The sequence below is a fragment of the Litoreibacter ascidiaceicola genome (assembly GCF_900129235.1).
Classification (GTDB): domain Bacteria; phylum Pseudomonadota; class Alphaproteobacteria; order Rhodobacterales; family Rhodobacteraceae; genus Litoreibacter; species Litoreibacter ascidiaceicola.
In genome coordinates, this window is the sequence record NZ_FQUV01000002.1 from 522,939 (window position 1) to 548,468 (window position 25,530).

24 protein-coding genes are annotated in these 25,530 nt (G+C 60.3%); 16 read left to right on the forward strand and 8 right to left on the reverse strand.

Going from position 1 to position 25,530, the window contains the following annotated elements; all coding sequences use genetic code 11:
* The first annotated feature begins 92 nt into the window (after positions 1-92).
* The 4 genes from BUB72_RS05690 (at position 93) to BUB72_RS05705 (ending at position 5,535) form a co-directional block, all read left to right on the forward strand.
* A complete protein-coding gene (locus BUB72_RS05690; protein ID WP_073141491.1) occupies positions 93-1,178 on the forward strand; it encodes a TRAP transporter substrate-binding protein in 1,086 nt (361 codons plus the stop codon).
* A gap of 130 nt (positions 1,179-1,308) precedes the next feature.
* Entirely contained in the window at positions 1,309-2,235 is a 927-nt protein-coding gene (locus BUB72_RS05695; RefSeq protein WP_073141493.1) for a TRAP transporter small permease subunit, read from the forward strand.
* 12 nt (positions 2,236-2,247) lie between these two features.
* Complete coding sequence (locus BUB72_RS05700; protein ID WP_073141495.1) at positions 2,248-4,602, forward strand: TRAP transporter large permease; 2,355 nt, start codon at positions 2,248-2,250, stop codon at positions 4,600-4,602.
* A 240-nt stretch (positions 4,603-4,842) separates the two neighbouring features.
* Positions 4,843-5,535 carry a Crp/Fnr family transcriptional regulator gene (locus BUB72_RS05705; RefSeq protein ID WP_139250613.1) on the forward strand — a complete coding sequence of 231 codons (693 nt, stop codon included), beginning with the start codon at positions 4,843-4,845 and terminating at the stop codon, positions 5,533-5,535.
* On the opposite strand, the gene BUB72_RS05710 is transcribed toward BUB72_RS05705, so the two are convergent.
* From BUB72_RS05710 to BUB72_RS05745, 8 genes are all read right to left on the reverse strand, one after another.
* Positions 5,532-5,924 (reverse strand): VOC family protein, encoded by a 393-nt coding sequence (locus tag BUB72_RS05710; protein WP_073141500.1) that lies wholly within the window; start codon positions 5,922-5,924, stop codon positions 5,532-5,534. The two genes, BUB72_RS05705 and BUB72_RS05710, sit on opposite strands and share 4 nt — an antisense overlap.
* Positions 5,921-6,748 carry an arginyltransferase gene (locus BUB72_RS05715; protein WP_073141502.1) on the reverse strand — a complete coding sequence of 276 codons (828 nt, stop codon included), beginning with the start codon at positions 6,746-6,748 and terminating at the stop codon, positions 5,921-5,923. The genes BUB72_RS05710 and BUB72_RS05715 overlap by 4 nt, the downstream gene beginning before the upstream one ends.
* A gap of 123 nt (positions 6,749-6,871) precedes the next feature.
* Complete coding sequence (locus BUB72_RS05720) at positions 6,872-7,321, reverse strand: RDD family protein (RefSeq protein ID WP_073141762.1); 450 nt, start codon at positions 7,319-7,321, stop codon at positions 6,872-6,874.
* A gap of 75 nt (positions 7,322-7,396) precedes the next feature.
* Positions 7,397-7,810: a DUF2852 domain-containing protein gene (locus BUB72_RS05725; protein ID WP_073141505.1), complete on the reverse strand. Its 414-nt coding sequence runs from the start codon at positions 7,808-7,810 to the stop codon at positions 7,397-7,399.
* Positions 7,811-7,949: 139 nt separating this feature from the next.
* The gene (locus BUB72_RS05730) at positions 7,950-9,131 is read right to left on the reverse strand and encodes an ammonium transporter (protein WP_073141507.1); all 1,182 of its coding nucleotides are present in this window, start codon (positions 9,129-9,131) and stop codon (positions 7,950-7,952) included.
* A gap of 157 nt (positions 9,132-9,288) precedes the next feature.
* Positions 9,289-9,759 carry a CinA family protein gene (locus BUB72_RS05735; RefSeq protein ID WP_073141509.1) on the reverse strand — a complete coding sequence of 157 codons (471 nt, stop codon included), beginning with the start codon at positions 9,757-9,759 and terminating at the stop codon, positions 9,289-9,291.
* Positions 9,752-10,240, reverse strand: coding sequence for a phosphatidylglycerophosphatase A family protein (locus BUB72_RS05740; protein WP_073141511.1), 489 nt, complete (start codon positions 10,238-10,240; stop codon positions 9,752-9,754). The genes BUB72_RS05735 and BUB72_RS05740 overlap by 8 nt, the downstream gene beginning before the upstream one ends.
* Positions 10,241-10,244: 4 nt before the next feature.
* Entirely contained in the window at positions 10,245-11,384 is a 1,140-nt protein-coding gene (locus BUB72_RS05745) for a bifunctional 2-C-methyl-D-erythritol 4-phosphate cytidylyltransferase/2-C-methyl-D-erythritol 2,4-cyclodiphosphate synthase (protein ID WP_073141514.1), read from the reverse strand.
* Between the two features lie 171 nt (positions 11,385-11,555).
* Between BUB72_RS05745 and dusB the strand changes: the two genes are divergently transcribed.
* The 12 genes from dusB (at position 11,556) to BUB72_RS05805 (ending at position 25,525) form a co-directional block, all read left to right on the forward strand.
* Positions 11,556-12,533, forward strand: a complete 978-nt coding sequence (dusB, locus tag BUB72_RS05750; RefSeq protein WP_073141516.1) for a tRNA dihydrouridine synthase DusB — start codon at positions 11,556-11,558, stop codon at positions 12,531-12,533.
* Positions 12,530-13,606 (forward strand): two-component system sensor histidine kinase NtrB, encoded by a 1,077-nt coding sequence (locus tag BUB72_RS05755; RefSeq protein WP_073141518.1) that lies wholly within the window; start codon positions 12,530-12,532, stop codon positions 13,604-13,606. The genes dusB and BUB72_RS05755 overlap by 4 nt, the downstream gene beginning before the upstream one ends.
* A gap of 26 nt (positions 13,607-13,632) precedes the next feature.
* The gene (locus BUB72_RS05760) at positions 13,633-15,003 is read left to right on the forward strand and encodes a response regulator (protein WP_073141520.1); all 1,371 of its coding nucleotides are present in this window, start codon (positions 13,633-13,635) and stop codon (positions 15,001-15,003) included.
* A gap of 86 nt (positions 15,004-15,089) precedes the next feature.
* A complete protein-coding gene (locus BUB72_RS05765; protein ID WP_073141523.1) occupies positions 15,090-17,348 on the forward strand; it encodes a sensor histidine kinase NtrY-like in 2,259 nt (752 codons plus the stop codon).
* A 25-nt stretch (positions 17,349-17,373) separates the two neighbouring features.
* Positions 17,374-18,798 carry a nitrogen assimilation response regulator NtrX gene (gene ntrX, locus BUB72_RS05770; RefSeq protein WP_073141525.1) on the forward strand — a complete coding sequence of 475 codons (1,425 nt, stop codon included), beginning with the start codon at positions 17,374-17,376 and terminating at the stop codon, positions 18,796-18,798.
* 76 nt (positions 18,799-18,874) lie between these two features.
* Entirely contained in the window at positions 18,875-20,251 is a 1,377-nt protein-coding gene (gene trkA, locus BUB72_RS05775) for a Trk system potassium transporter TrkA (protein WP_073141527.1), read from the forward strand.
* Between the two features lie 2 nt (positions 20,252-20,253).
* Positions 20,254-21,801 (forward strand): potassium transporter TrkG, encoded by a 1,548-nt coding sequence (locus tag BUB72_RS05780; protein WP_073141529.1) that lies wholly within the window; start codon positions 20,254-20,256, stop codon positions 21,799-21,801.
* Positions 21,802-21,954: 153 nt separating this feature from the next.
* Complete coding sequence (hfq, locus tag BUB72_RS05785; protein WP_021100213.1) at positions 21,955-22,194, forward strand: RNA chaperone Hfq; 240 nt, start codon at positions 21,955-21,957, stop codon at positions 22,192-22,194.
* The gene (gene hflX / locus BUB72_RS05790; protein ID WP_073141531.1) at positions 22,178-23,464 is read left to right on the forward strand and encodes a GTPase HflX; all 1,287 of its coding nucleotides are present in this window, start codon (positions 22,178-22,180) and stop codon (positions 23,462-23,464) included. The genes hfq and hflX overlap by 17 nt, the downstream gene beginning before the upstream one ends.
* Before the next feature lie 67 nt (positions 23,465-23,531).
* Positions 23,532-23,939 carry a DUF2177 family protein gene (locus BUB72_RS05795; RefSeq protein ID WP_073141533.1) on the forward strand — a complete coding sequence of 136 codons (408 nt, stop codon included), beginning with the start codon at positions 23,532-23,534 and terminating at the stop codon, positions 23,937-23,939.
* 114 nt (positions 23,940-24,053) lie between these two features.
* Positions 24,054-25,082, forward strand: coding sequence for an agmatine deiminase family protein (locus BUB72_RS05800; protein WP_245814731.1), 1,029 nt, complete (start codon positions 24,054-24,056; stop codon positions 25,080-25,082).
* Positions 25,079-25,525 (forward strand): hypothetical protein, encoded by a 447-nt coding sequence (locus BUB72_RS05805; RefSeq protein ID WP_073141538.1) that lies wholly within the window; start codon positions 25,079-25,081, stop codon positions 25,523-25,525. The genes BUB72_RS05800 and BUB72_RS05805 overlap by 4 nt, the downstream gene beginning before the upstream one ends.
* The last annotated feature ends 5 nt before the right edge of the window (positions 25,526-25,530 follow it).

A 25,530-nucleotide genomic window follows, 5' to 3' on the forward strand; every position in this document is an offset into this window, starting at 1 on the left:
TGAAAAGCCTGCGTAAGGTCGCGACACTTGTAACGATCCGTCGAGTCACCGCGTAGCCTGTGACCCGATGAAACCTTTGGGAGGAGACACCTATGGATCGTCGTTCTTTTTTGAAAACATCCGCACTTGGCGGCACCGCAGCGGCAGCAACGACTGCGCTGGCCGCACCGGCCTATGCGCAAGGTAAGCGCACGCTGACCATGGTCACCACGTGGGGACGTGGCCTTGCAGGCGTGTTCGACGCCGCTCAGCACGCTGCTGACAGCATCACCGCGATGTCCGACGGCAACCTGACCGTCGACGTGAAAGCCGCAGGCGAGCTGGTTGGCGCGTTCGAGGTGTTTGACGCCGTGACCTCCGGTCAGGCTGACATGTATCACGGCGCGGACTACTACTTCGTAGGCCAGCACCCGGGCTATGCGTTCTTCACCTCCGTGCCGTTCGGCATGACGGCGCAAGAGCTGGCCAACTGGTACTACCACGGCAATGGCGCAGCTTTGCATGACGAGCTGGGCGAAATTTTCGGCCTGAAATCCTTCCTCGGCGGCAACACCGGCGCGCAGGCTGGTGGCTGGTTCCGCAAGGAAATCAACGGCCCCGAAGACTTCAACGGTCTGAAATTCCGTATGCCCGGCCTTGGCGGTCTGGCTTTGGGTAAACTCGGCGCATCCGTGCAGAACCTTCCCGGCGCGGAAGTGTACCAAGCGCTGGCATCCGGCGCTATCGACGGCACCGAGTGGATCGGCCCATGGGCGGATGAGAAAGCCGGCTTCCAAGAGATCACCAAGACCTACTACACCGCAGGCTTCCACGAGCCGGGTGCAGGTCTGTCGATCGCAACCAACCGCGAAGTCTACGACTCGCTGTCGCCTGCACATCAGAAGATCGTCGAGATCGCATCCGCCGAGGCCCACCAGTGGAACCTCGCGCAGTTCCTCAACAACAACGGTGCGGCTTTGCAGCGCCTGCAGTCGGCCGGCGTGAAAACGCTGGAATTCCCTGACAGCGTTTGGGATGCGTTTGGTAAGGCGTCCGATGAAGTGCATCAGGAAAACATGGGCGACGAGCTCTACAAGAAGATCTTCGACGACTACCAAGCGTCAATGAAAGCCTCTTCGGGCTGGATCCAGAAATCTGAAAGCGCCTACCGTTCGCAGCGCGACCGCGTATTGGGCTAAGGTCAGCATTGCCACATAAGGCACTGATTTAAATATTGTTTCGGCCCGTTCTTGTCATGAGAACGGGCCGAAACGCCAACCAAGCCGCCATGGGGATTGGCGGGTACGGGGACATCAGGGGGGGCACGCCATGCTGGACGCAATCGTCTGGTTTTTCACCAACATCGCCATGTCATTCTACAACTTTGCCTATGCGGTTACGCATCCCGGGCAATGGCTGTCTTGGGTGCCCTATATCAACCAATCCTTGCCAACGACCGAGCATAAGGAAGCGCTGATGCGCTTCATCTATTACGGTGCCTCGGTGGAGCTGTTCTTCGTTGTCATCACCGCGTTTCTTGTGCTGCTGGCCATCGGGCTGTGGCGCAACGCGTTCATGTGGGGCTGCGTGCGGGCCTTGGAAGGTTTTGCCAATTTCATCGGCCGGATCGCCGCTTGGGCGGGCCTGATCATGGTCCTGCAACAAATCGTCATCATCTTCATGCAGCGCATTTTTGCGCGCGCCGAAATCTCCATGGGCTTCGGTATGAGTTTTTCCAAGGACATCAGCTGGTGGGCGGAGGAGCTGAAGCTCTACAACGCCCTCGTGGTGGCCTTGTGCGTCACCTATACATTTGTCCAAGGCGGGCATGTGCGGGTTGATCTGGTCTATTCCGCCGTCAGCTACCGCACCAAAAAGACCATCGACATGGTCGGATCGCTGCTGTTCATGATGCCCGTCGCGGCGCTGACATGGCTTTATGGCTGGTTCTTCTTGTGGCGGCATCTGGTGGTGCCGAACCCGTCGGCCTCCGACGCGCTGGAGAAGCTGATGCTGAAATCGCGCGCCTTGCGCTGGAATATCGAGACCATCGGGTTCTCGCCCAACGGCTTCAACGCATACTTCCTCTTCAAGATCCTGCTGTGCATGTTCACCGCCTTGGTGTTCTTGCAAGCGATCGCCTTCTTCATGCGCTCCTATCTGGAACGCAAGGAAGGTCCGGAGAGTGAGGGCAAATACCTCGACAAAGACCTGCTGGGCGACGAAGACGCCGAGCTTGTCGCAAATATTCACTAAGGGGCTGAACCAATGCTTTTCGGATTAGATGGCGTCGAAATCGGCCTGATTATCGTGTTCCTTTGCCTGTTTGGCGGGATCCTGTCTGGCTTTCCAGTGGCCTTTGCAATCGGTGGCGCGGGGATCATTTCCTTCGCGATCATCGCGGCGCTCGACTCGGGCGGGTTGTTGATCCACCAAGCGATTGACACAGGCTCCGCCGAATACGCCGCCTTGGTGGCGGAAGGGCTGAAACCCGAAACCATATCCATGTTCCGATACCCCGACTTGCCAAGACTGGCGGAGCCGGTTTTCGTGCAAGGCTGGGAAGTCGCACTGGACCGCAACGTGTCGTTCATCGTGAACCGCATCAACGAGCGTGTGCTGGCAGGGGCGTCCATCGAAACGCTGTTGGCCGTGTTGATGTTCGTGCTGATGGGCATCACGCTGGAACGTTCCAAGATCGCCAACGACCTGCTGACAACGATGGCCCGCGTCTTCGGCCCGCTGCCCGGCGGTCTGGCCGTGTCCGTGGTTGTTGTGGGCGCGTTCCTTGCGGCGTCCACCGGGATCGTGGGGGCCACGGTTGTCACCATGGGCCTGCTGTCGCTGCCGACCATGTTGAAAAACAACTATTCGCCGGAGCTTGCCACGGGTGTGATCGCGGCCTCCGGTACGCTGGGGCAAATCATTCCGCCGTCCATCGTGATTGTGCTTTTGGGCACATTGGCCGGTGATCTTTATTCCGCCGCACAGGAAGCCCGCGCGCAAGAGGTCGGCTGCTCCGACGCGCTGACCTATCTGGGCGAGCCTGCGGTGGTGTCCGTCGGCACCTTGTTCCAAGCAGCGCTTCTGCCCGGCATCATGCTGGCCTTGCTTTATGCGCTATACGCCTTCGGGTACGCGGTGCTGAACCCGTCCAAGGCCCCCGCGGTCGAGCTTGGCGCTGCCAATGCCGAGCCGATCCGCCGGTCCGAGGCCCTGACATGGTTCCTGTTCGCGCCTATCGGTTTGATTGTCGGCCTGATCCTGCTGATGCAGGTGAATGTGATCGGGTCGCAGAACTTCCAGGTGGACAGCTTCTCTGACGCCGGTGAAACAGCATCGCTGCGCACCAATGTGTCGGAGCAATGCCAAGGGGCGATGATCGAGCTGCACGGCGAAGAGGCGTGGGCCACCGCGCTGGCCGAACAAGAGGTCATCAACGCCGCTGGCGGTGTCGCCCAATCGGTCAAACTGACCGAGGAAGAGCTGGCCACCGCCATCGACACCAAAGTCGCCGCAGCTGCCCCCATTGGTACAGGTATCGCTGTGGGCTTGCTTCTGATCAGCCTGATGATCGTCGTGGCACGTGGCGTATCCCCGACCGCCGATCCGGTGCCGCTGATTGTGGGTGTCGCGGGTGTCTTGCTGGCGATGCTGGTCGACACGCTGTTGATTGCGCCAACGACATCACCCGGCACGACCTTCTTGCTGTTGCTCGTCCCGTTGGGCCTGATGCTGTACGGGGCCAAATACGCCGCCGGAATCCTCGGGCGCAACGACCTGATCCGCGTGGTGTTCCCGCCGCTGGTTCTGATCGTCGCCGTTCTGGGCTCGATCCTTGGCGGGATTACCAACCCGACACCCGCGGCGGCACTCGGGGCAGGCGGGGCAATCATGCTCGCCGCCTACCGCAAGCTGCAAGACGAGGGCCGGTCGGGGCGCATGGTGATCCTGACGACCTTCGCGATCATCATCATGATCCTTGTCGGGGTGAACTTTGACCTGCGCGTTAACATCGAGGTGGTCAGCTTCGAGAACACGCTGGCCTTCCTCGTCGCCCAAGCCGCCTATCTGTTCGCCATGTTCGGGTTGTTCTTCGCCTGCTACGTGTTGTGGAACTACGGCGTGCTGAGCCCTGTGGTGCGGGAGACGGCCAAGGTCACATCCATGGTCTTCACCATCCTCATCGGCTCGCAGCTGTTGAACCTTGTGGTGATTTCCTTCGGCGGGGAGCACTATATCCAGCAGTTCCTGAAGTCCTTTGACAGCGAGCTTCAGGTCTTCATCATCGTCATGCTGGTGCTGTTCGTGCTGGGCTTCGTGCTCGACTTCCTCGAGATCATCTACATCGTGATCCCGATTGTCGGGCCGGTGATCTACGGCGGTACGATGGACCCGAAATGGGTGACCATCATGATCGCGGTGAACCTGCAAACGTCGTTCCTGACACCGCCCTTCGGTTTCGCGCTGTTCTACCTGCGCGGCGTCGCCCCGAAAGAGGTCACGACGGGACATATCTATCGTGGCATCATCCCCTTCGTGCTGATCCAGGTGATGGCATTGGGCCTTTTGGCCTTGTTCCCGTCGGTCGTGACTATCCTTCCGAACCTGATCGGGAACTAATGCTTGCGCATCTGCCACCTTGGGCCGAGGTGGCAGATGTGACACAACGGAATGATTAATTCCTTGGAATTGCTTAGAAAACGGGCTGCTCCTGTCAACTAGCCGACAACGCCTTGCATTGAGACCCGTATATGCTGAAACTGTTCGGTAACGAGTGATTTGTTTCCCCATTTTCTTGCTTCGGATGCGTCAAGTCAGGCATTTTGAGCGGGATAGGACCCTAAAAGGTAGCAATTGGCCTTGAGAAATTCTGCTCGCTTCCCGCATCTGCTAAACGCCAACCTCCTTTGCGACCTGCCGCGCGAAACGCAGGAGTTTTTTCTCGACAGCTGCAAACGCCGTACCTTCAAAGCTGGCGAAACCATGCTTTGCCAAGGCGAGCAAACCGATAGCATGTTGATCGTCGCGGAGGGTCGCATCGAGGTCAGCTATGTGAATGAAACGGGGCATCACTCGATCATTTACCACGCCTTTTCCGGCAATGTTTTGGGGATGGTCGAAACCCTGTCAGAGCGCCCCTGTGCGGGAACCTGTAAAGCACTGTCCGACACCACAGTTCTTGTTTGCCGACGCTCCGACCTGATCAAGAAAATGACCTCCAAGGTGTTCGTCCGGAATTTTGCAGCCGATTTGCACGACGTCCTTTCCCATGACAACCGGTTCAAGTCTGTCGACCAGTTCTTCAGCGCAGAGCAGAAAATCTGCGTCTATCTGGAAAAGCTGTCGCAAGACGGCACCGTGTTCACGGAAAGCCAAGGTTATCTGGCGGATGTCACGGGCTGTTCGCGTCAAACCGTGAACAAGGAGCTCGGGCGTTTGCGTGATCGCGGGATCATCGAGTTGACCAAAGCGGGCATCACGATACTGGATATCAATGCCCTGTCGGATCGCTGTTCGGAATTGGGCGATCCCAAAGCCACCGGTACGGGCTAGGATTTCAGCTGGAGCAAATCCCACCGGTTGCCCCAAGGATCCCGCCACACGGCAACCTTGCCGTAAGGCTCGTCACGCGGGGCTTCCTCGAAGATGACGCCTGCGGCTGACATCTGTTGAAAGTCGGCGTCGAAATCATCGCTGTGCAGGAAGAACCCGACACGCCCGCCGGTTTGGTTGCCAATGGCAGCGACCTGCGTGTCTCCCTTGGCCTCCGCCAGCAAAATGCGGGTCTCGGCGTCGGGCGAGGGGGCAATCAACACCCACCGCTTCCCGTCGCCCATGTTGGTGTCTTCAATCAGGGAAAAGCCAGCGCGCTTCACATAGAATGCAATCCCGTCATCATAGCTCGGCACCACAATGGCGAAGGCCGAGATATGCCGGCTCATTCTTTCGGGGCGCGGGTGTCGGGCAGGCTGATGCGGGCGACCTGTTCGGCGATCGGGTCCACGGATAGCGGGTGCGTGTCCTCGTCATAGTCCTCGGCGTCAGTCATCGACTGCCATGCCCCGCCGCGGAAAATCTCCAGCGCGCCGAAACCGGCCTTGTAGCCCATCTTCGGGGAGCCGGGCACCCAGTAGCCCAAATAGACATAGGGCAGGCCCGCTTCTTGCGCGATCCGCACATGATCCAGAATGATATAGCTGCCAAGCGAATTGCGCGCCCAATCGGGGTCGTAGAACGAATAGACCATCGACAACCCGTCATCGAGCACATCAGTCAAGCAGGTCGCAATCAGCTCGGGACTATCGCCGGAGCGGTCCCAATATTCGATGACGCGGCTTTTGACCGGCGTCTCCTCGATCATCGCGGCGAACTCGAAAATATCCATATCTGCCATGCCGCCATCGGCATGACGCGAATCCAGATAGCGGCGGAACAGCTCGTATTGCTCTTCCGTGGCCCAAGGCGATGTCGCTTCGCGCTCCAGCACCTTGTTGCGGTTCAGGCACCTGCGCTGGCTCCGGCTTGGCTTGAAATCGGCCACTCGGATGCGGGCCGACAAACAGGCGGAACAATCAGCGCAAGACGGGCGGTACAGCACGTTCTGGGACCGCCGGAAGCCTTGCTTGCTCAGGGTATTGTTCAAGGTATTCGCGTGCTCGCCCTGCAACGCCGTGAACAACTTGCGTTCGCGGCGTTTGTCCAGATACGGGCAGGCCTGCGGGGCCGTTACGTAGAACTGGGGGGCAATGGGTAGTGTGTGGCGCATGGAGCCTCGGGCAAGAGCAGTTCGACCAGAGCCTACCAATGCCCCTCGCGACTCACAAATGCTTTTTGGGGAGGGTCTCCGCACAGCCGTCATTTCTTTGAACTGTGCGGAGAAAAGGTCTCTTTAGTACCGGCTGGGCGCGTTGATCGCCACGACGCCGGTAAACATGTCATGCAGACCTTGCCCGCGTTCGGTCATCAGCATCAAAAACACCGATGCAATTTGCGGGATGAAGAAGGCGCTGGCGATCATGAAGGCAATGGTGTGCAAAGCCGCCGCAGACCCGTCCAGTCGCTGGCCGTCATGGGCGCGCAACTCAATGTTGAACAAGCGCATGCCCGGTGTGGCCGAGGCCGCCCGGATCGAGCCGATGCGGTAGACCAGAGACACCACCAAAAACACCAGCGGGAACACGAACCATAGCAAAAACAGCGGGATGCTGGCGATCACGGCAGCAATTATGCCGATCAGAACCGTATCCACGACCCACGCCAACAGGCGTTTAACGCCGACGCCTTCATAAAAGGCGGGCTGGGTGTGCGGGTCGGGCAGGGCGTCGAAGGTGTCATTCATAGTGAAAGACATGGGGGTGCGTCTCCGGATTTAAAAGGGGGTGCCGCGCCCCGAACAGGGGCGCAGCGGGTAGGTTCAGGCGTCTTCGCTGGATTTAGCGGCGTCTGCACGCTCATCCATGAAGGCGTCGAACTCAGATTTGTCCTTGGCCTCACGCAGACGCTCCAAGAAGGTCTCGAACGCGTGCTGCTCATCCTCAAGGCGTTTCAGCATGTCTGCCTTGTAGGAATCAAACGCTGTGTTGCCGGAGGTTTTGAACCCGTGGCTAGAACGGTGCGCCATGGCGCGGCTGCGGCAGGAAGAGTTGAACATGCGTTTGCTCCAGATCATATATGCAAGAATGGCGAGGCCAACGGGCCACACGAAGATAAAGCCAAAGACCATGGCTGCGATCCATGCGCCCTTACCGCGCTCGTCCAGCCAGGCTTCAGCCCGGGCGAACCAGCCCATGCGGGGCATCGTGTGGGTGGCTGTTGGGGTAGGGGTCATCTGTCGCTCCTTTATGTGAATGTTATTTACATTTACATATTTGGGTATTGCTGGCGCGCTTTCAAGTATTATCAGTCGAAAAACACAAAAAAGGGCGCAGTTTCCCGCGCCCTCATTGAATTTGTTTAGATATTTCAGCTTAGGAGGTCAGCTCGTAAGCCCGTTCCCCATGCGACGCGAGGTCCAAACCGGTGATTTCGTCCTCTTCCGACACGCGGATTGGCAGGATCATCCTGACCAGAACCACCAAACCGGCGGTCACAACAGCCGTCCAGATGCCAACGACCAGCAACCCGCCCAGTTGCGCGGTCCAGCTTGCGTGACCGAACACCGCCAGCATAATGATGCCGAAGATACCGCCCACACCATGCACCGCAAAAACGTCCAGCGTATCGTCGATTTTGAGGAGGTTCTTCACCACGCCGCATAGCTCTTGGCACATGATACCCGCGACGCCGCCAATCAGCATGGCCTCCATCGGCCCGACCGAGCCGGAGGCAGGCGTGATCGACGCCAGCCCCGCAATCGTACCGGTCACCATGCCGACCAGCGACGCTTTGCCAAACCGGAACCGCTCCCAAGCGGCCCAAGTTATAGACGCCATCGCTGCCGAGATATGCGTGACCGTGATCGCCATCGCCGCACCGCCATCCGCCGCCAGTTGCGAGCCGCCGTTGAAGCCGAACCAGCCGACCCACAACATCGCCGCCCCGATCATCACCATGCCGGGATTATGCGGCGGGGTGGTGGCCTTGCGGCGCGGCCCAAGGAAGACCGCAAGGATCAACGCTGCAATGCCTGCGGTCTGGTGCACCACGATGCCGCCCGCAAAATCGTTGACGCCGTCTTCAAACAGCGACCATTCCGCGCCTGCCAGCAAGCCGCCGCCCCAGATCCAATGCGCCACCGGAGCGTAGCAGATCAGCATCCACAGCGACGAGAACACCATGATGAACGCGTAGCTGATCCGTTCCACATAGGCGCCGACGATCAGGGCAGGGGTGATGATGGCGAAGGTCATCTGAAACGCAAAGAACAGCACTTCGGGGATCGTCCCCGACAGGCTGTCCGCTGTCACACCGTTCAGGAACGCCTTATCCAAGCCACCCCAAAACGCGTTGCCTTCGCCGAAAGCGATGGAATAACCGGCGACGAGCCACAGGATGCTCATCACACAGGCGATCGAGAAACATTGCATAAAGACGCTGAGCACGTTTCGTGCCCGCACAAGCCCGCCATAAAACAAGGCAAGCCCCGGCAGGGTCATAAACAACACCAAGGCTGTTGCGACGAGTATCCAGGCGGTATCCGCTCCGTTCATGAGTTCATCCCTCGTATTTATCCGTTACAGGGGAGAAACAGGGCAGCGGGCGCGACATAAAGAGGCAAGTGGCCCGCGCACTGCTGAAAACCTGAGCGATTCCAGTAGTGCTACATTTTTAGGCTGAAACCACGGGCGATGCTTTGAAATAGGGCGGTTACGAAAGCGCAGCTTTCAGCAACGAATCCAGCGCGTGTGTCACAGTCGCCTGTCGCACCTGCGCCCGTCCAAGCGGGCCGAACTGCACGGTTTCGGTCACAACACCACGCGCCGTTGCCACGCCGAAGCACACCATGCCTTCGGGTTTGAACTCCGAGCCACCCGGTCCCGCAATCCCCGTCACGGACACCGCCAGTTCTACGCCGGAGGCCCTTAACGCGCCTTCCGCCATTTCCCGCGCGACCTGTTCGGACACCGCGCCATGCGCTTCCAGCGACGTCTCGGTCACGCCCAGCATCTTTTGCTTGGCCGCGTTGGAATAGGTCACAAACCCGCACTCCACCACGTCCGATGATCCTGCAATTTCGGTCAAAGCCCCCGCGATCAGGCCGCCCGTGCAGCTTTCCGCTGTGGCGATGCGCCAGCCTTTGGCGCGCGCCGCCTGCAAGACCTGTGCCGCGTCAGCCATGGGCCAGCCACGCGCCAATTGCCACGACGATGGCCGCCAGCAGGCCCGCAATCACGTCGTCCAGCATCACGCCCAACGGCCCTTCCTTGCGGTCCGCCCAACCCACGGGGCCGGGTTTCCAGATGTCGAACAACCGGAACGCGATAAACGCCGTCACCACGCCGGGCCACAGGGTCCAGAACGACGCGCCGGAATGGCTCAGGCCGACGGCGAGGGGCAAAAGCGCGATCCACTGTCCCACGACCTCGTCGATCACAATCTCGGAGGGGTCGTGGTCGTCCTTGCCTTTGGTCTCCAGCGCGGTGACGTACCAGCCCAGAACGAACATGATCACCGTCAGCGCCGCCAGCGCCGTGTAGCCACGCCATTCCACGATGCCCCACGCCGCGATCACCGCTGCCGCCGAGCCCCAAGTGCCGGGGGCAGGGCGCAACAGGCCCACATAGAAGAAGGTCGCCCAGAATTTCGAGACAGAGAACATTCAGCTATCCTTTAATCAGCGTGGCAGACGCCATGCAGGCAATGCCCTCGCGCCTGCCGGTAAAGCCCAGCTGCTCGGAGGTGGTGGCTTTGACACTTACACGGTCCAGCGAAATATCCAGCAGTTCCGACACCTTCTGACGCATTTTTAAAGCATGCGGCCCGATCTTCGGCTCCTCGCAGATCAGCGTGCAATCCACGTTGGAGATCGCAAACCCCATCTCGCCCGCCAGATCCCGCGCGTGTTCCAGAAACACATGGCTGGCCATGCCTTTCCATTGCGGATCGCTTGGCGGGAAGTGCTGCCCGATGTCGCCTTGCGCCAAGGCGCCGTAAATCGCGTCCGTGATGGTATGTAGTCCCACATCGGCGTCCGAGTGGCCTTGCAGCCCGCGTCCATGCGGCACCTCGACCCCGCACAGCATCACATGATCGCCGTCTCCGAAGCGGTGCACATCAAACCCGTTGCCAACCCGTATATCCACGGTGTTCTCCATATATTGCTCGGCCCGCGCGAAATCCTCGGGCGTGGTAATCTTCAGGTTCCGCTCGCTGCCTGCCACGATGACCACGTCCAAGCCCGCCGCGCGGGCGATTTCCACGTCATCGGCCGCGCCTCCGGTATGTGCGCGGTGCGCCGCCAGAATGTCCGCCAGATGAAACCCTTGCGGGGTCTGTGCGCGGTATAAATCGGTGCGGTCCTGCGTACCGGAAACTTTGCCGCCGTCACCGCGCCACAGCGCATCCGTCACCGCCAAGGCAGGGGCCGCGCCTTGTGCTTCGCCCAACGCATCTAACACGCCGTCAATAACGTCAGCGCTCACCAAAGGCCGCGCGCCGTCATGGATCAGCACCAGATCAAAGCGGTCCTCGACAGTCTGCAACCCGTTCAGGACCGAGGCGTCACGGGTATCCCCACCAACGACCACGCAAACCCCGTCCGGCATCCAGTCCGCAGGCGCGTCGTTAGGGACGACCAAGACAATTTCGTCCACAAACGGGTGCGCGGCGAAGGCGGCGCAGGTCCAGTCGATGACGCGACGACGCCCAAGCGCTTGCCATTGCTTGGCAATTTCGCCACCCGCGCGGGTGCCACGACCTGCCGCCACGATCACGGCGGCCACAGAGGGGCGGTTCAAATCCATGAAATTTGTCTATGATGTGCGCGTCCGGAGAACAATGCCCCCGTTACCACCGCCTAATTTTTAGGCAAACTCAAATAAAGCGGCGTGTTATCGCGAATTCCCTTGCCCCACACGTTGCCAGCACCCTGCGAAGCGGGTAGCCAAGTGATCAAATGCACAAGGATTAGGCGTTTGCACATCCAACTGGCAAATCATCAGATCGACCCTCCGGTATTGCTCGCCCCTTTGGCGGGGATCACCGATTTGCCGTTCCGCAAGCTTGTGTCGAGCTTCGGCGCGGGGCTGGTGGTGTCGGAAATGGTCGCCAGTCAGGAAATGGTGCAGGCCAAACCGGGCGTGCGCGAAAAGGCCGAGCTGGGCATGGAATTTGCCAACACCTCCGTGCAACTCGCGGGCCGCGAAGCCCGCTGGATGGCCGAGGCCGCCCGTGTCGTCGCCGCAAACGGCGCCCGCGTTATCGACATCAACATGGGTTGCCCCGCCAAGAAGGTCACCAACGGCTATTCCGGCTCCGCGCTGCTCAAAGACCTCGACCACGCCTTGACGCTGATCGACGCGGTGGTCGCGGCGGTGGACATTCCCGTGACGCTCAAAACCCGCCTTGGCTGGGATGACGCGCTGCTGAACGCGCCGACGCTGGCGATCCGTGCACAGGATTCAGGGATCCAGATGATCACAATCCATGGCCGCACCCGCTGCCAGTTCTACAAAGGCCGCGCTGACTGGACAGCCATCCGCGCGGTAAAGGACGCGGTCACCATCCCCGTCGTGGCAAATGGCGATATAACAGATGCCGCCACGGCTTTCACCGCCCTCGACGCGTCCGGCGCGGACGGGGTGATGATCGGGCGGGGCGCACAGGGCCGCCCTTGGGCTTTGGCACAGGTGGCGCACAAGCTTCATGGCACCGACGCGCCGAACGTCCCGAAAGGCACCGCGCTGGCCGATATGGTCGCGGCACATTACGAGGACATGCTCGATTTCTACGGCCCCGAGCTTGGGCTGCGCGTCTCCCGCAAGCATTTAGGCTGGTATATGGACGTGGCAGGAACCGCCGCCCCGCAGCGCCGCGAGGTGCTCACCGCAAAATCCGCCGCACATGTCCTCAAGTTGCTGCCGCTGGCACTGCAAAACGGGGCCGCCGCATGACCGCCAGCTTCTTTGACACCTTGTGGATTTCGCTTCCGATCCCGTGTTTGGTCATCGACGGCCAAAGCAACATCGCCGAGATCAATCCGGCGGGCGAGACCTTCATGAACGCCTCCGCCAAATCCCTGCGCGGCGCTCCGGTCTGGGACAAGCTGCATGTCGACGCGCCACTGGACGAAGCCGTCACCCGTGTGCGTCGAGACAATTCTGCCCTGTTTGTGAACACGGTCGATGTCGGGTCGGGCGAAAAGCCCCCTGTGCAATGCAACGTGCAGTTGACCACCATCGTCGATCGCCCCGGCTACATCATGATCCTGCTTGAGCCGCGCGAGATCGCCCATAAAATGGGCCGCGACCTGCAATCCAAAAGTGCGGCCCGTTCTGCCATCGGCATGGCCGAAATGCTGGCCCATGAAATCAAGAACCCGCTGGCTGGCATTACCGGTGCCGCGCAGTTGCTGGGTATGAACCTGAGCGGCGATGACGTTGAGTTGACCGATCTGATCGTCGAGGAATCCCGCCGTGTGGTGAAACTGCTCGAACAAGTCGAACAGTTCGGCAATCTGCGCCCGCCCATGCGCACCGCCGTTAACCTTCATGATGTACTTGATCGCGCGCAAAAAAGCGCCGCCGTAGGCTTTGCTGCACATATGAAGATCAAGGAAAACTACGACCCGTCGCTGCCGTCCACCTTTGCCGATTCCGACCAACTGCTTCAGGTCTTCCAGAACCTGCTGAAAAACGCATCGGAGGCCGCAGACAAATCCGGCGGCACGATCGAAATCCGCACCTTTTACGAGATGTCCCTGCGCGTGGAGCGCCCCGACGGCACCCGCGCCGCAGTGCCGTTACAGGTCGAAATCATCGACGACGGCCCCGGACTGCCGCAAGACCTTGTAGGCGAGGTGTTCGAGCCATTCGTCTCTGGCCGCGAAAACGGAACCGGCCTTGGGCTGGCGCTGGTCTCGAAAATCATCTCGGAGCATGACGGCTGGATTTCCGTCTCCTCCGTTCCCGGGCGCACAGTGTTCCGCATCTCGCTGCCCGTCGCCCCGAAACAGCACGACCTATGACCCACCCGAAAGAGAGCACCTGACCCATGGACGGCACCGTACTTGTCGCAGATGACGACCGCACCATTCGCACTGTTTTAACCCAAGCGCTGACGCGGGCAGGGTGCAAGGTTCACGCCACCTCGTCGCTGACCACGCTGATGCGGTGGGTCGGAGAGGGGAAGGGCGATCTGGTAATCTCCGACGTGATGATGCCGGACGGGAACGGACTGGAAATGCTACCCGCCATTCGCGACCAGCGTCCGTCCTTGCCGGTGATCATTATCTCGGCTCAAAACACGATCATGACCGCCATTCAGGCGACCGAGGCTGATGCCTATGACTATCTACCCAAACCATTCGACCTGCCAGATCTGATGAAGCGCTCGGCGCGTGCGCTGGACCGCAAGCGGGTCGTCTCCAAACCGCGCAACGCGGACGAGCCCAGCAGCGAAGGCAGCGACTTGCCCTTGGTGGGCCGTACACCGGCCATGCAGGAGCTCTACCGTCTGGTGGCCCGCGTGATGAACACCGATCTGTCGGTGATGATCACCGGCGAAAACGGCACTGGCAAGAGCCTGATCGCCCGCGCCATTCATGACTTTTCCGACAGGCGCAATCTGCCGCTGGTGACCGCCACGCCCAGTGATCTGGCCGCGATGGAGGGGCCTGCAACCATGCTCAGCCGCGCCCGTGGTGGCTCGATCCTGTTTGACGAAGTGTCCGATCTTGATGGCGACGCCCAAGCGCGCATCGTACGGATGCTCGACAGCTTAACGGATGACGCACCGCGCATTCTGGCGACATCACAGCAGGACCTGATGGCCAAAATGGAATCCGGTGACTTCCGGCAAGACCTGTTTTATCGCCTTTGCGGCGTGACTGTGAACGTGCCCTCCTTGCGCGAACGAGTCGAAGATATTCCGCTTCTAACCCAGCATTTCTTGCTGAAAGCTGAACGCGACGGCACACCTTCGCGACAATTTTCCAACGATGCGTTGGAAATGGTGCGCACTTACAGCTGGCCCGGCAATGTGCGGCAGCTGGAAAACACCGTGCGCCGTTTGATGGTCACCGCCGCCGAGGACGAGATCGGGCGCAGCGATGTCGAGCAGGTTCTCGGCAGTCAGCCCGAGACCGAACCCTTGATGGGTGGTGCCACGGCCGACAAGTTATCTGCGTCGGTCGCCCTCCATCTGCGGCGCTACTTCGATCTGCATGGCGGCGTGCTGCCACCACCCGGCCTGTACCAGCGCATTTTGCGCGAGGTGGAGCTGCCATTGATGGAAATCGCCTTGGAAGCCACAGGTGGAAATCAGGCTAAATGTGCCGATTTACTTGGCATCAACCGCAATACCTTGAGAAAAAAGGTGACAGACCTCGATATTCGCGTGACACGGCGCCGCAAGTTGATGTAAAACCGCAACAGTCACCGTGACGATTGAGCCGCATGGACGGTCCAACGATCACATCAACAAGACGTGGCAAGGCGGTAAGAAAACAGATGAAAACCCAAAACGGGAACCACAGTCGCGCTGCGACTTGGGACAGGCTGAATCGGTTGCGCAAGCAACGCCGGGTGCAGAATTTTGCCACCTTCGGGCTTGTTGCAATGGGTCCTGTGCTGGCCGTTCTGACCTATATGGGTCTTGGCCCGTTCGAGTTGGACCCGACATCCCACGGCATCCGCCTGATCCTTTTGGCCGATCTGGTCTACGTCCTCGCCGTGGCCACGCTGGTGGCGCAGAAGGTCGGGAAAATTGTCGCTTCCCGCCGTGCCAATTCTGCCGGATCGCAGTTGCATTTGCGCCTCACAGGGGTTTTTGCCCTCGTCGCCCTGATCCCGACCATTCTGGTGGCAATTTTTGCAGTGGTGACCCTCAATTTCGGCTTGGAGGGCTGGTTTTCGGATCGTGTAAGAAACGTCGTCGGCACTTCACTATCTGCCGCGCAGGCCTATGAGCAAGAGCAGCATGACGACCTCAGCGAGGACGCATTGCGTCTGGCGGGTTACATGAATATCGCCAAGCAAACCACGAATTTCATTTCAGATTCTGACCTCCGGCAGGTGTTGACCCAAGCGCAGGAACAAGTGCAGCGCGGGTTGAAAGAAGCGTTTATTGTCGACGGGGCCGGCAACCTCAAAGCGCGCGGCAACCGATCGTACCGCTTCGATTTCGAGCCGGTGCCGGAAGCCGCGTTCAAGGAAGCGCAGAACAATAAACCCGTGGTCATCGAAGACTGGCCGAATAACGAGTTCCGGTCCCTGTTGCGCCTGACCGCCTATCCCGACCGCTATCTCTATATCAGTCGCACGGTGGACGGCGAAATCCTCAGCTTGCTGGATCAAACGCAAGAAACCGTCCGTCTGTATCAGCAATTGGAAAACGACCGGGGCAGGCTGCTGTTCGAGTTCGGTCTGATCTATCTGGGCTTTGCTTTGATCCTGATCCTCGCCGCAATCTGGCTTGGCCTGTGGTTTGCGGAACGCCTTGCGCGGCCTGTTGGCCAGCTTGCAAGTGCCGCGCAAAGGGTCGGCGCGGGAGATCTGGATGTGCAGGTCATCGAGGCGAAAAGCGACGACGAGATTGCCCTTTTGGGGCGTCTTTTCAATCAGATGACCCGCGAACTTAAAGTCCAAAGAGACACGCTGCTCAGCACGAACGAACAAATTGAGCGTCGCCGCCGACTGTTTGACTCGGTGCTATCCTCGGTGACCGCCGGGGTGATTGGCCTCGACGCAGACAACCAGATCACATTCATGAACCGGTCCGCCTTGCGCCTGCTTGATCTGGAGGACGAGACCGACCTTTCATCGACCTTGGATGACGTGGTGCCGGAATTCGGATCGGTGCTGACCAACCTGATCGAAACCGGTGCTGAAACAGCGCAAGAAGAGATCAAGGTCACCCGCCGGGGCCAGTTGGAAAGCCTGCTTGTGCGCATTGCCACACGGACTTCCGAATACGGCGATCTGGAAGGCTACGTGTTGGCCTTTGACGACGTGTCGGAGCTGGTCAGCGCGCAAAAGATGGCGGCCTGGGGCGATGTGGCCCGCCGGATTGCCCATGAAATCAAGAACCCGCTCACTCCGATCCAGCTGTCCGCCGAGCGGCTCAAGCGTAAGTTTACCCCGCTTGCAGGTGATCAACTGGAAAGCCTAGAGCAATACACCGACGTGATTATCCGCCAAACCAACGATTTGCGGCGCATCGTTGACGAATTCTCGAAATTCGCGCGAATGCCGGAACCCGAACTGCGCGAGACTGATCTGATGAAACTGATCAAGGACGCTGTGGTGCTTCAACAGTCCGGCCAGCCCGGCGTTGAAATCACTTTGGACAGCAGCGAGCCAGAAATTCTCGCGGAACTGGACCAGACGATGATCGGGCAGGCGCTGACCAATCTGATCAAGAACGCCGGCGAGGCGATCGAGAGCTATCAGGAAGCGGGCGCGCCGGAGGGCCACACGCCGCAAATCAAACTGGCGGTCAAAACCAGCGAGAAGGACGTGACATTGACCATTTCGGACAATGGCGTCGGTCTGCCGGAAGACCGCGCGCGGCTGTTCGAGCCGTATGTAACCACCCGCGCGAAGGGCACCGGCCTTGGCCTGCCCATCGTGAAGAAGATTATCGAAGAGCATGGTGGCAGTCTTGTGCTGCGCGACGCCGATCCCTTCGACGACACAGGCCATCAGGGCGCAAAGGCAGTGGTAAAACTGCCGCGCCTGTCAGCCGCTAAACGCAAAAACGTGGCCTGAGGGCCGTTTATTAAGGAGCAGAAATATGGGCGATATTCTGATCGTAGACGACGAGCGGGACATTCGGGAGCTGATCTCGGACATCCTCATTGATGAAGGGTTTACCACGCGGCTGGCTGGCACGTCCGAGGCGTGCATGGCCGAAATCAACGCCGAGCCTCCGGCGCTGATGATCCTCGACATCTGGCTCAAAGACAGCGCCATGGACGGGATCGACATTCTCAAGCACGTCAAACGCGACAATCCAGATGTGCCGGTGGTGATCATCTCCGGCCATGGCAATATCGAGATCGCCGTCGCCGCCATCAAGCAAGGCGCTTACGACTTTATCGAAAAGCCGTTCAACATTGACCAGCTGATGGTCGTGATCACCCGCGCCATGGAAACCTCGCGGCTGCGTCGCGAGAACAACCAGTTGAAACGCGGCGAAGTCGCATCGGCTGAAATCATCGGCGAAAGCTCCGCCTTCAAGACACTTCAGGCACAGCTCGACAAGGTCACAGGCTCCAATGGCCGCGTGATGCTGACCGGCGGGGCAGGGGCTGGCAAGGATGTGGCCGCCCACTATATCCACGCCAATTCCAACCGTGCGCAGGCACCGTTCGTCACCGTCAACTGCGCAACGGTCGAGCCCGAGCGCATGGAAGAGGTGCTATTCGGCCGCGAAAGCAAGGAACGCGGCATCGAGCCGGGCCTGTTGGAACAAGCCCATGGCGGCATCATCTTCTTTGACGAGGTGGCGGACATGCCCCTTGGCACCCAGTCCAAAATCCTGCGGGTTCTGGTGGAGCAGCAGTTCCAGCGCGTCGGCGGCAACGACATGGTGCGCGTCGATCTGAGGGTGATTTCCTCGACCAACCGCGACCTTGAGACGGCGATCAAGGAAGGCACCTTCCGTGAGGAGCTGTATCACCGCCTGAACGTGGTTCCGATCGCCGTTCCAAACCTTGAGGAGCGTCGCGAGGACATCCCGACGCTGGCCTCCTATTTCATCGAGACCTTCAACAAATCGCAAGGATTGCCCCTGCGCAAACTGGCCGACGACGCGGTTACCCTGCTGCAAACCATGCAATGGCCCGGCAACATCCGCCAACTCAAGAACGTGATCGAGCGGGTGCTGATCCTTGGCCCTGACAAGGGCGAAATCGAAGCCAAGGAACTGCCGCAATCCGAAGGCGCGCCCGCAAGCGAAAGTGGCGTGACCATTGGCGGCAATCTGGCGACCTTGCCCCTGCGCGAGGCCCGCGAATTGTTCGAGCGCGAGTATCTGATGACCCAGATCAACCGCTTTGGCGGCAATATCTCCCGCACCGCCGCCTTTGTGGGCATGGAGCGCAGCGCCTTGCACCGCAAGCTCAAATCCCTGGGCGTCGTGACCTCCAATAAAGCGGGGGCGCGGGTGGCTCAGGTACAGGACGAAGACATGGCCGATACGGGTTCCGACACGTAACGGCCATGCGCTATCCAATTGACCGGCGCTCGGCCATCTGCCATGCCTTGGCACTCGAATTAACGGGGTTTATCTGATGAAGGTTATCATCTGCGGGGCCGGTCAGGTCGGCTGGCAAATTGCCCGCCACCTGTCGAGCGAGAAAAACGACGTCACCGTCGTGGACAACAACCCGGAACTGGTCGCCCGCGCCACCGAGACGCTGGACGTGCAAGGCATCACCGGTTTTGCCAGCTACCCCGACGTGCTGGACCGTGCAGGCGCGCGCGACGCCGACATGATCATCGCCGCGACCCATTCGGACGAGGTCAACATGGTCACCTGTCAGGTGGCGCATTCGGCCTTTTCCGTGCCCCGCAAGATCGCGCGTCTGCGCTCGCAAAGCTATCTGACCGCGATCTATTCCGACCTCTACCGCCGCGATCACATGCCCATCGACGTGGTGATCAGCCCCGAAAAGGAAGTGGCCGAGGCCGCGTTGCAACGCCTTGCCGACCCCGCGGCCTTTGACACCGAAAACTTCCTGTCGGGGCAGGCACAATTGCTGGGCATCCAGCTTGAAGAAGACTGCCCCGTTCTTAACACGCCGCTGCGCCAGTTGACGGAGTTGTTCTCGACCCTGCGCGCGGTGGTCGTCGGTGTACGGCGTGAAGGTACGCTGTTCTCGCCAGACCCCAATGACCAGCTGTTTGACGGCGATCAGGTCTATGTCTGCGCCCATCGTGAAGACGTGCCGCGCACCATGGAAATCTTCGGCAAGACCCAGTCCAAACAAGAGCGTGTGGTCATCATCGGCGGCGGCAATGTCGGCCTTGCGGTCGCTCAGGCACTAGAGGCGCGCACCGACCGCATCCGCGCCAAGATGATCGAGAAGAACCGCACCATCGCCGAACGCGCCGCCAACCTGCTGGAGCGCACCATCGTGCTGCATGGCGACGGGCTAAGCGCCGACTTGCTGAACGAGGCCGGCATCAAACGCGCCGACGCCGTGCTCTGCGTGACCGATGACGACAAGACCAACCTGCTGGCCGCCGTGCGCGCCAAGGCCGAAGGCTGTCCCATGGCCATCGCGCTGGTCAACGACCCGACGCTGGTGCCGTTGATGGAGCCGCTGAACGTCGACGCCTATATCAACCCGCGTGCCACCACCGTGTCGTCAATCTTGCGCCATATCCGCCATGGCCGCGTGCGCCAGATCTACTCCATCGGCGACGCCGAGGCCGAGGTGATCGAAGCGCAAGTGCTGTCCACATCGCCAATTTCCGGCCAGCGCATCCGTGACATGAACTTCCCTGAAGGCGTGCTGATCGGCGCGATCCAGAAGGGCCAAAAGATCGTGCGCCCCGAAGGTGGCACACGGATCGAGGAGGGCGACATCATCGTGATTTTCGCACTGGCCGCCGACGTGCCGGAGGTGGAGCGGCTGTTGCAGGTCTCGGTCGACTTCTTCTGATCATGGGCCAGACTTCCAAAGCCTCAACAATCCCCGTGCTGCTCCGCCTGCCTTTGTTTGTGCAGCTGATGGGGGCAGGGGCCACAGCCATGTTGATCCCCGCCATCCACGCCTTTTCGCTGAACCAGCACCGCGTGGCACAGCCGTTTTTCTACGGGGCCATCCTGTTTTTGACCCTATCCGCGCTGATCGCGCTGGCCACCTTTCGCCAGCCCGTCCGCAACGTCGCCCGCAGCCAGCTTCTGACCCTTGTCGCCGCGTTTTTGGTGTTGCCCGTCATGCTGGCCATCCCGCTGCACGAGGCGCGGCCCTCGATGTCATTCTTCAACGCCTATTTCGAGATGGTCTCCAGTATCACCACCACCGGCGCGTCCATTCTGGACACCCCGCGCGTCGTGCCTGATCCGGTGCATCTGTGGCGCGGGTTGGTCGGCTGGATGGGCGGTTTTCTGGTGATTGTGGCCGCCGTCGCCGTGCTGGCCCCGATGACCCTAGGCGGGTTTGAGGTTCTGCGCCCGACGGCCTCTGGCGGCGGGCGTCCGGGCTCCGGCGCGCAACTTGCAAAAGCGACCGAACCCAATCAGCGCATCGCGCGCTACACCGCGAAGATATTGCCGATTTATCTGTCGCTGACCGTGATCATCTGGCTCCTGCAAGTCATCTGCGGCACCGGCAGTTTCCACGGGTTGATGATCGCGCTGGCGACCATGTCGACCAGTGGCATCCTGCCGTTGAAAACCATGATTGACGTCGGAATGTCGGTGCCGGGCGAGGTGGTGATCTTTGCCTTCATGCTGGTTGCCGTCACCCGTCAGGCCATCGCCCTGCCGCTGGACAAGCACTACCTGCCCAGCCTCAAGGAAGACGCCGAAATGCGGGTGGCGCTGGTGTTCGTGGTCGTCGTTCCGCTGGCCCTGTGGTTTCGCCATTTCATTGGCGCGATTGAAGTCAACGAGGAGGCCGACGTGCTCGCCTCGGTGCGGGCCTTCTGGGGCGCCATGTTCACCGTGCTATCCTTCCTGACCACCACCGGCTTCGTCTCGACCGATTGGGAAGCCGCGCGGGACTGGTCCGCGCTGCCCACACCGGGGCTGATCCTTGCAGGGTTGGCGATCATGGGGGGCGGGGTGGCCACCACGGCGGGCGGGGTGAAACTGCTGCGCTTCTACGCGCTCTACAAACACGGGCTGCGCGAGATGGAGCGGCTGGTCCACCCGTCATCAGTCGGTGGCGGCGGCAGGCTGGGGCGGGGTATGCGCCGCGAGGGCGCATTTATCGCGTGGATATTCTTCATGCTGTTCGCGCTGTCGATTGCCGCCGTAGTCGTGGCGCTGGCCTTTGCAGGCCTCAGCTTCGAGAACGCGGTGATTTTCGCCATCGCGGCGCTATCGACCACGGGGCCGCTGGTGAACGTGGCGCTGGATAACGGCGCAAGCTACGCCGACCTGTCCGTTCAGGCCAAATCCATCCTGATCGCGGCGATGGTCTTGGGCCGGATGGAAACCCTTGCCATCATCGCGCTGTTCAACCCCGACTTCTGGCGGCGCTAAGGTCAGGGATTTTTGGGCAACAACCTGCCGGAAAACCTTTATTTCGGGGCTGGACCTCTCAGAAATCCCAAGACATACTGCCAATTCATCAGGGACAGTGTGCCCACTTCACAGGCACTCGCACAGCAAGCGCAAAAACAAAGGCAATAAAAAATGGCCGCTGATAAGCAAAACCTTCAAGACGCATTTTTGAATAACGTTCGGAAAACCAAAATTCCAGTTACGATCTTTTTGATCAACGGCGTCAAATTGCAGGGCGTCATCACGTGGTTTGACAATTTCTGCGTGCTCCTGCGTCGCGATGGACAGTCGCAGCTTGTCTACAAGCACGCGATCTCCACGATCATGCCATCGCAGCCCATCAACCTTTACGACGGTGAAGAGAATTCTTGAAACCGAGGAAGCTGGCCTCACCCGCGCTTGGGTGATCCACCCCGACATTAAAGACGTTAAGGCCCGCAGGCTGTCCAGCATGGCACTGTCTGAGGCCGTGTCCTTGGCCGACGCCTTGCCCGGACTGGAAGTCGCGGGCTCTGAAATTGTGCCTTTGCCGAAGGTCAAAGCTGGCACGCTGTTCGGCACCGGCAAAATCGTCGAGTTGAAGAACCGCCTGAAAGAGGCCGAGGTCGAGCTTGTTCTGATCGACGGCCCTGTCTCGCCCGTGCAACAACGCAATCTGGAAAAGGAATGGGGGGTCAAGATCCTCGACCGCACCGGCCTGATCTTGGAAATCTTCTCCGACCGCGCAGCTACCCGCGAAGGCGTGTTGCAGGTCGAACTGGCCGCCCTCAGCTACCAGCGCACCCGCCTTGTCCGCGCCTGGACCCACCTTGAACGCCAGCGCGGCGGGCTCGGTTTCGTCGGTGGCCCCGGCGAGACACAGATCGAGGCCGACAGACGCGCCATCGACGACGCCATCGTGCGCATCCGCCGCCAGCTAGAGAAAACCGTCAAAACCCGCGAGTTGCACCGCGCCGCCCGCGCCAAGGTGCCCTATCCGGTGGTGGCCCTCGTGGGCTACACCAACGCGGGCAAATCCACGCTGTTCAACCGCCTGACAGGGGCGGAGGTGCTGGTCAAAGACATGCTGTTCGCCACGCTGGACCCGACCATGCGCTCGGTCGAGCTGCCGGACGGGCTGGAAATTATCATGTCCGACACGGTGGGTTTCATCTCGGACCTGCCGACGCAGCTTGTCGCCGCCTTCCGCGCCACGCTGGAAGAAGTGTTATCAGCCGATCTGATCCTCCATGTCCGCGATATTTCGCATCCTGAAAGCGAAGGCCAAGCCCGCGACGTGCGCGCCATCATGACCGATCTGGGCGTCGACAAGGACGTGCCGGTGCTGGAGGTCTGGAACAAGTCCGACAAGCTGGCGACCGACGCGCTGGAAGCTGCGACCAACAAGGCGGACCGTGACGAGCATATCTTCCTGACCTCCTCGATCACGGGGGCAGGGGTCGACGGGCTGCTGGACGCGGTCACGGCCTTGCTGCGCGCAGGCTCAACCACCGAAGTGATCGAGCTGGGCTTCGCCGACGGCAAGGCGCGCGCATGGTTGTTCGGGCAGGAAGTCGTGGACAACGAGGAGCAGACAGAGACCGGATTCAACCTGACGGTGACATGGAATGCGGCCCAAAAAGGCCAGTTCGAAAAACTGTAGCCCAAGCGTGGCCCTGTCCGTTTCCCGCTCTATATGCGTCAGGTAACGCAAAGGAGCATTTTCTCATATGGCCAGCACCTACCTGATCCTCTACGCAGCAACCTTCGGGCTGTTCTTGATCCTTGATTACATCGGATTGAGCTACCTCATTAAACCCGTCTTCGAGCGCTATATTCCTGACCTGCTTCTGGATCAGCCCCGCTACGGCCCCGCGCTGCTGTTCTATGCGTTCTACATCGTGGCCTTGCTGTGGTTCGTCTCCATCCCCGCGCTGTCAGAGGACAAATCCTTGCTTTGGGTCTTCGGCACCGCCGCCCTTCTGGGGGCGTTCGGCTATGGCACCTACGAATTCACCTCGTTGGCGGTGATGAAGGGCTGGACATGGACCATGGTCGCCACCGATCTGACTTGGGGCACGCTGCTGACCGCGACCTCTGCCACCCTTGGCGTCATGATCACGCGGGCGGTCGGCTAGGGGGCATTCTCGCACGGGAGTATTTGACGCGGAAACTGGTCAGCCCTACGGTCGAAAATGATCTTGAGGGTATGATTTATGAACCGACGCCAAGCACTTAAAGGAGGGGCCGCCATGACTCTCGCCGCCTCATTGCCCACATCCGTTCTGGCCGGCGACGGCTTCTACTTGCCACCAGAGGAAAGCCCGCATCAACGGACGTTTATGCAATGGCCCGTCAGCCGGAAGGTCCATCCCGATCCGGTCTTTCTGGACATGACGCAAGACGCAATCGCACGGATCGCCAACGCCATTTCCGAATTCGAGCCTGTGACCATGCTGGCAGCGAAATCTGACCATGCCCGCGCGCGCAAGATGCTGTCCGCCAAGGTCGAACTTTGGGACATCCCGACCGAGGATTTGTGGTGCCGCGACGCAGGCCCGATCTTCGTCACCAATGGCAAGCAATTGGCCATCCGCCATATCCAGTTCAACGGCTGGGGTGAAAAGCAGGTCAACACCCGCGACGCCCGTATTGCCGAAGCCGTGGCCGCTCGCCTCGACCTGCCGCTGTTGCCCACGCCCTTGAAGGGCGAGGCTGGTGGCGTGGAGCAGGACGGGCACGGGCTGCTGGCCGCCCATGAAAGCTCGTGGGTGAATGACAACCGCAACCCCGCTATGAGCCGCGACCAGATCGAAGCCGCGTTGCTGGACGCCTACGGAGCCGACCGGATGATCTGGTCCGAAGGCGTCTGGGGCGAGGATATCACCGACTACCATATCGACAGTCTGGCACGGTTCACCGGACCGGGCAGGGTCCTGATCAACCTGCCCGCAGAACCGGACAAGTCCGACCCGTTCCACATGGCCGCCCTCGACACCCATGACGCGCTGGAAGCCGCAGGGCTGGATGTGGACGTGATCTACGAGCCGGACCGCCGTCGGGTCAAATCCGCCGACTTCGTTGCGTCCTATGCCAATTACTACGTTTGCAACGGCGGTGTGGTCGCCGCACAGTTCGGCGACAAGCAAGCTGATGCGGAGGCGGTCGCGGCTCTGAAGCGGCACTATCCGGGGCGGGAAATCATCACGCTGAATGTTGATCCGTTGGGCGAATTGGGCGGCGGCATCCACTGCGCGACCCAGCAGATGCCCGCGATATGAGCTGGTTCAAACGGAACGCCGAAGGGATCGAGGCGGGGGCGGCAATCGTCACCGCCTGCGTTGCAGTGATCGCGCTGATCGGCGTGAAAGTGCAACTGGACGAGGCCGACCGCATCGCCGCCGCGACCTCTGCCCGCGAGGCATATCGCAGCCACCTCACGTTGTCAGTCAGCCATCCGGATTTTGCAGCGCCCGTCGATGCCTGTGCCTTGATGGAGGGCAACACGGCAGGGGCCTATCGCGCCTTCGTGGATCACTTGCTTTACTCAGCCGAGCAGATGCTGGAGGTCAGCGAAGGCTGGGAGGCCACCTTCACCGACGCGCTTATGCCGCATCAGGCCGCGATCTGCGCCGTGGGCCAGCATCTGGGCGAGACGGATGCCATGTCGACCTTGCTCAACCAGTTCCGCGCGGCGAACTGTCCTGCAACGCCGTCCTGCTAGCGGGC

Excerpts from the sequence above, each read along its gene's own strand:
- BUB72_RS05690 (WP_073141491.1), top strand. The coding sequence starts at position 93 with ATGGATCGTCGTTCTTTTTTGAAAACATCCGCACTTGGCGGCACCGCA.
- BUB72_RS05695 (WP_073141493.1), top strand. The coding sequence starts at position 1,309 with ATGCTGGACGCAATCGTCTGGTTTTTCACCAACATCGCCATGTCATTC.
- BUB72_RS05700 (WP_073141495.1), top strand. The coding sequence starts at position 2,248 with ATGCTTTTCGGATTAGATGGCGTCGAAATCGGCCTGATTATCGTGTTC.
- BUB72_RS05710 (WP_073141500.1), bottom strand. The coding sequence starts at position 5,924 with ATGAGCCGGCATATCTCGGCCTTCGCCATTGTGGTGCCGAGCTATGAT.
- BUB72_RS05715 (WP_073141502.1), bottom strand. The coding sequence starts at position 6,748 with ATGCGCCACACACTACCCATTGCCCCCCAGTTCTACGTAACGGCCCCG.
- BUB72_RS05720 (WP_073141762.1), bottom strand. The coding sequence starts at position 7,321 with ATGAATGACACCTTCGACGCCCTGCCCGACCCGCACACCCAGCCCGCC.
- BUB72_RS05725 (WP_073141505.1), bottom strand. The coding sequence starts at position 7,810 with ATGACCCCTACCCCAACAGCCACCCACACGATGCCCCGCATGGGCTGG.
- BUB72_RS05730 (WP_073141507.1), bottom strand. The coding sequence starts at position 9,131 with ATGAACGGAGCGGATACCGCCTGGATACTCGTCGCAACAGCCTTGGTG.
- BUB72_RS05735 (WP_073141509.1), bottom strand. The coding sequence starts at position 9,759 with ATGGCTGACGCGGCACAGGTCTTGCAGGCGGCGCGCGCCAAAGGCTGG.
- BUB72_RS05740 (WP_073141511.1), bottom strand. The coding sequence starts at position 10,240 with ATGTTCTCTGTCTCGAAATTCTGGGCGACCTTCTTCTATGTGGGCCTG.
- BUB72_RS05745 (WP_073141514.1), bottom strand. The coding sequence starts at position 11,384 with ATGGATTTGAACCGCCCCTCTGTGGCCGCCGTGATCGTGGCGGCAGGT.
- BUB72_RS05755 (WP_073141518.1), top strand. The coding sequence starts at position 12,530 with ATGACCGCCAGCTTCTTTGACACCTTGTGGATTTCGCTTCCGATCCCG.
- BUB72_RS05760 (WP_073141520.1), top strand. The coding sequence starts at position 13,633 with ATGGACGGCACCGTACTTGTCGCAGATGACGACCGCACCATTCGCACT.
- BUB72_RS05765 (WP_073141523.1), top strand. The coding sequence starts at position 15,090 with ATGAAAACCCAAAACGGGAACCACAGTCGCGCTGCGACTTGGGACAGG.
- ntrX (WP_073141525.1), top strand. The coding sequence starts at position 17,374 with ATGGGCGATATTCTGATCGTAGACGACGAGCGGGACATTCGGGAGCTG.
- trkA (WP_073141527.1), top strand. The coding sequence starts at position 18,875 with ATGAAGGTTATCATCTGCGGGGCCGGTCAGGTCGGCTGGCAAATTGCC.
- BUB72_RS05780 (WP_073141529.1), top strand. The coding sequence starts at position 20,254 with ATGGGCCAGACTTCCAAAGCCTCAACAATCCCCGTGCTGCTCCGCCTG.
- hfq (WP_021100213.1), top strand. The coding sequence starts at position 21,955 with ATGGCCGCTGATAAGCAAAACCTTCAAGACGCATTTTTGAATAACGTT.
- BUB72_RS05795 (WP_073141533.1), top strand. The coding sequence starts at position 23,532 with ATGGCCAGCACCTACCTGATCCTCTACGCAGCAACCTTCGGGCTGTTC.
- BUB72_RS05800 (WP_245814731.1), top strand. The coding sequence starts at position 24,054 with ATGACTCTCGCCGCCTCATTGCCCACATCCGTTCTGGCCGGCGACGGC.
- BUB72_RS05805 (WP_073141538.1), top strand. The coding sequence starts at position 25,079 with ATGAGCTGGTTCAAACGGAACGCCGAAGGGATCGAGGCGGGGGCGGCA.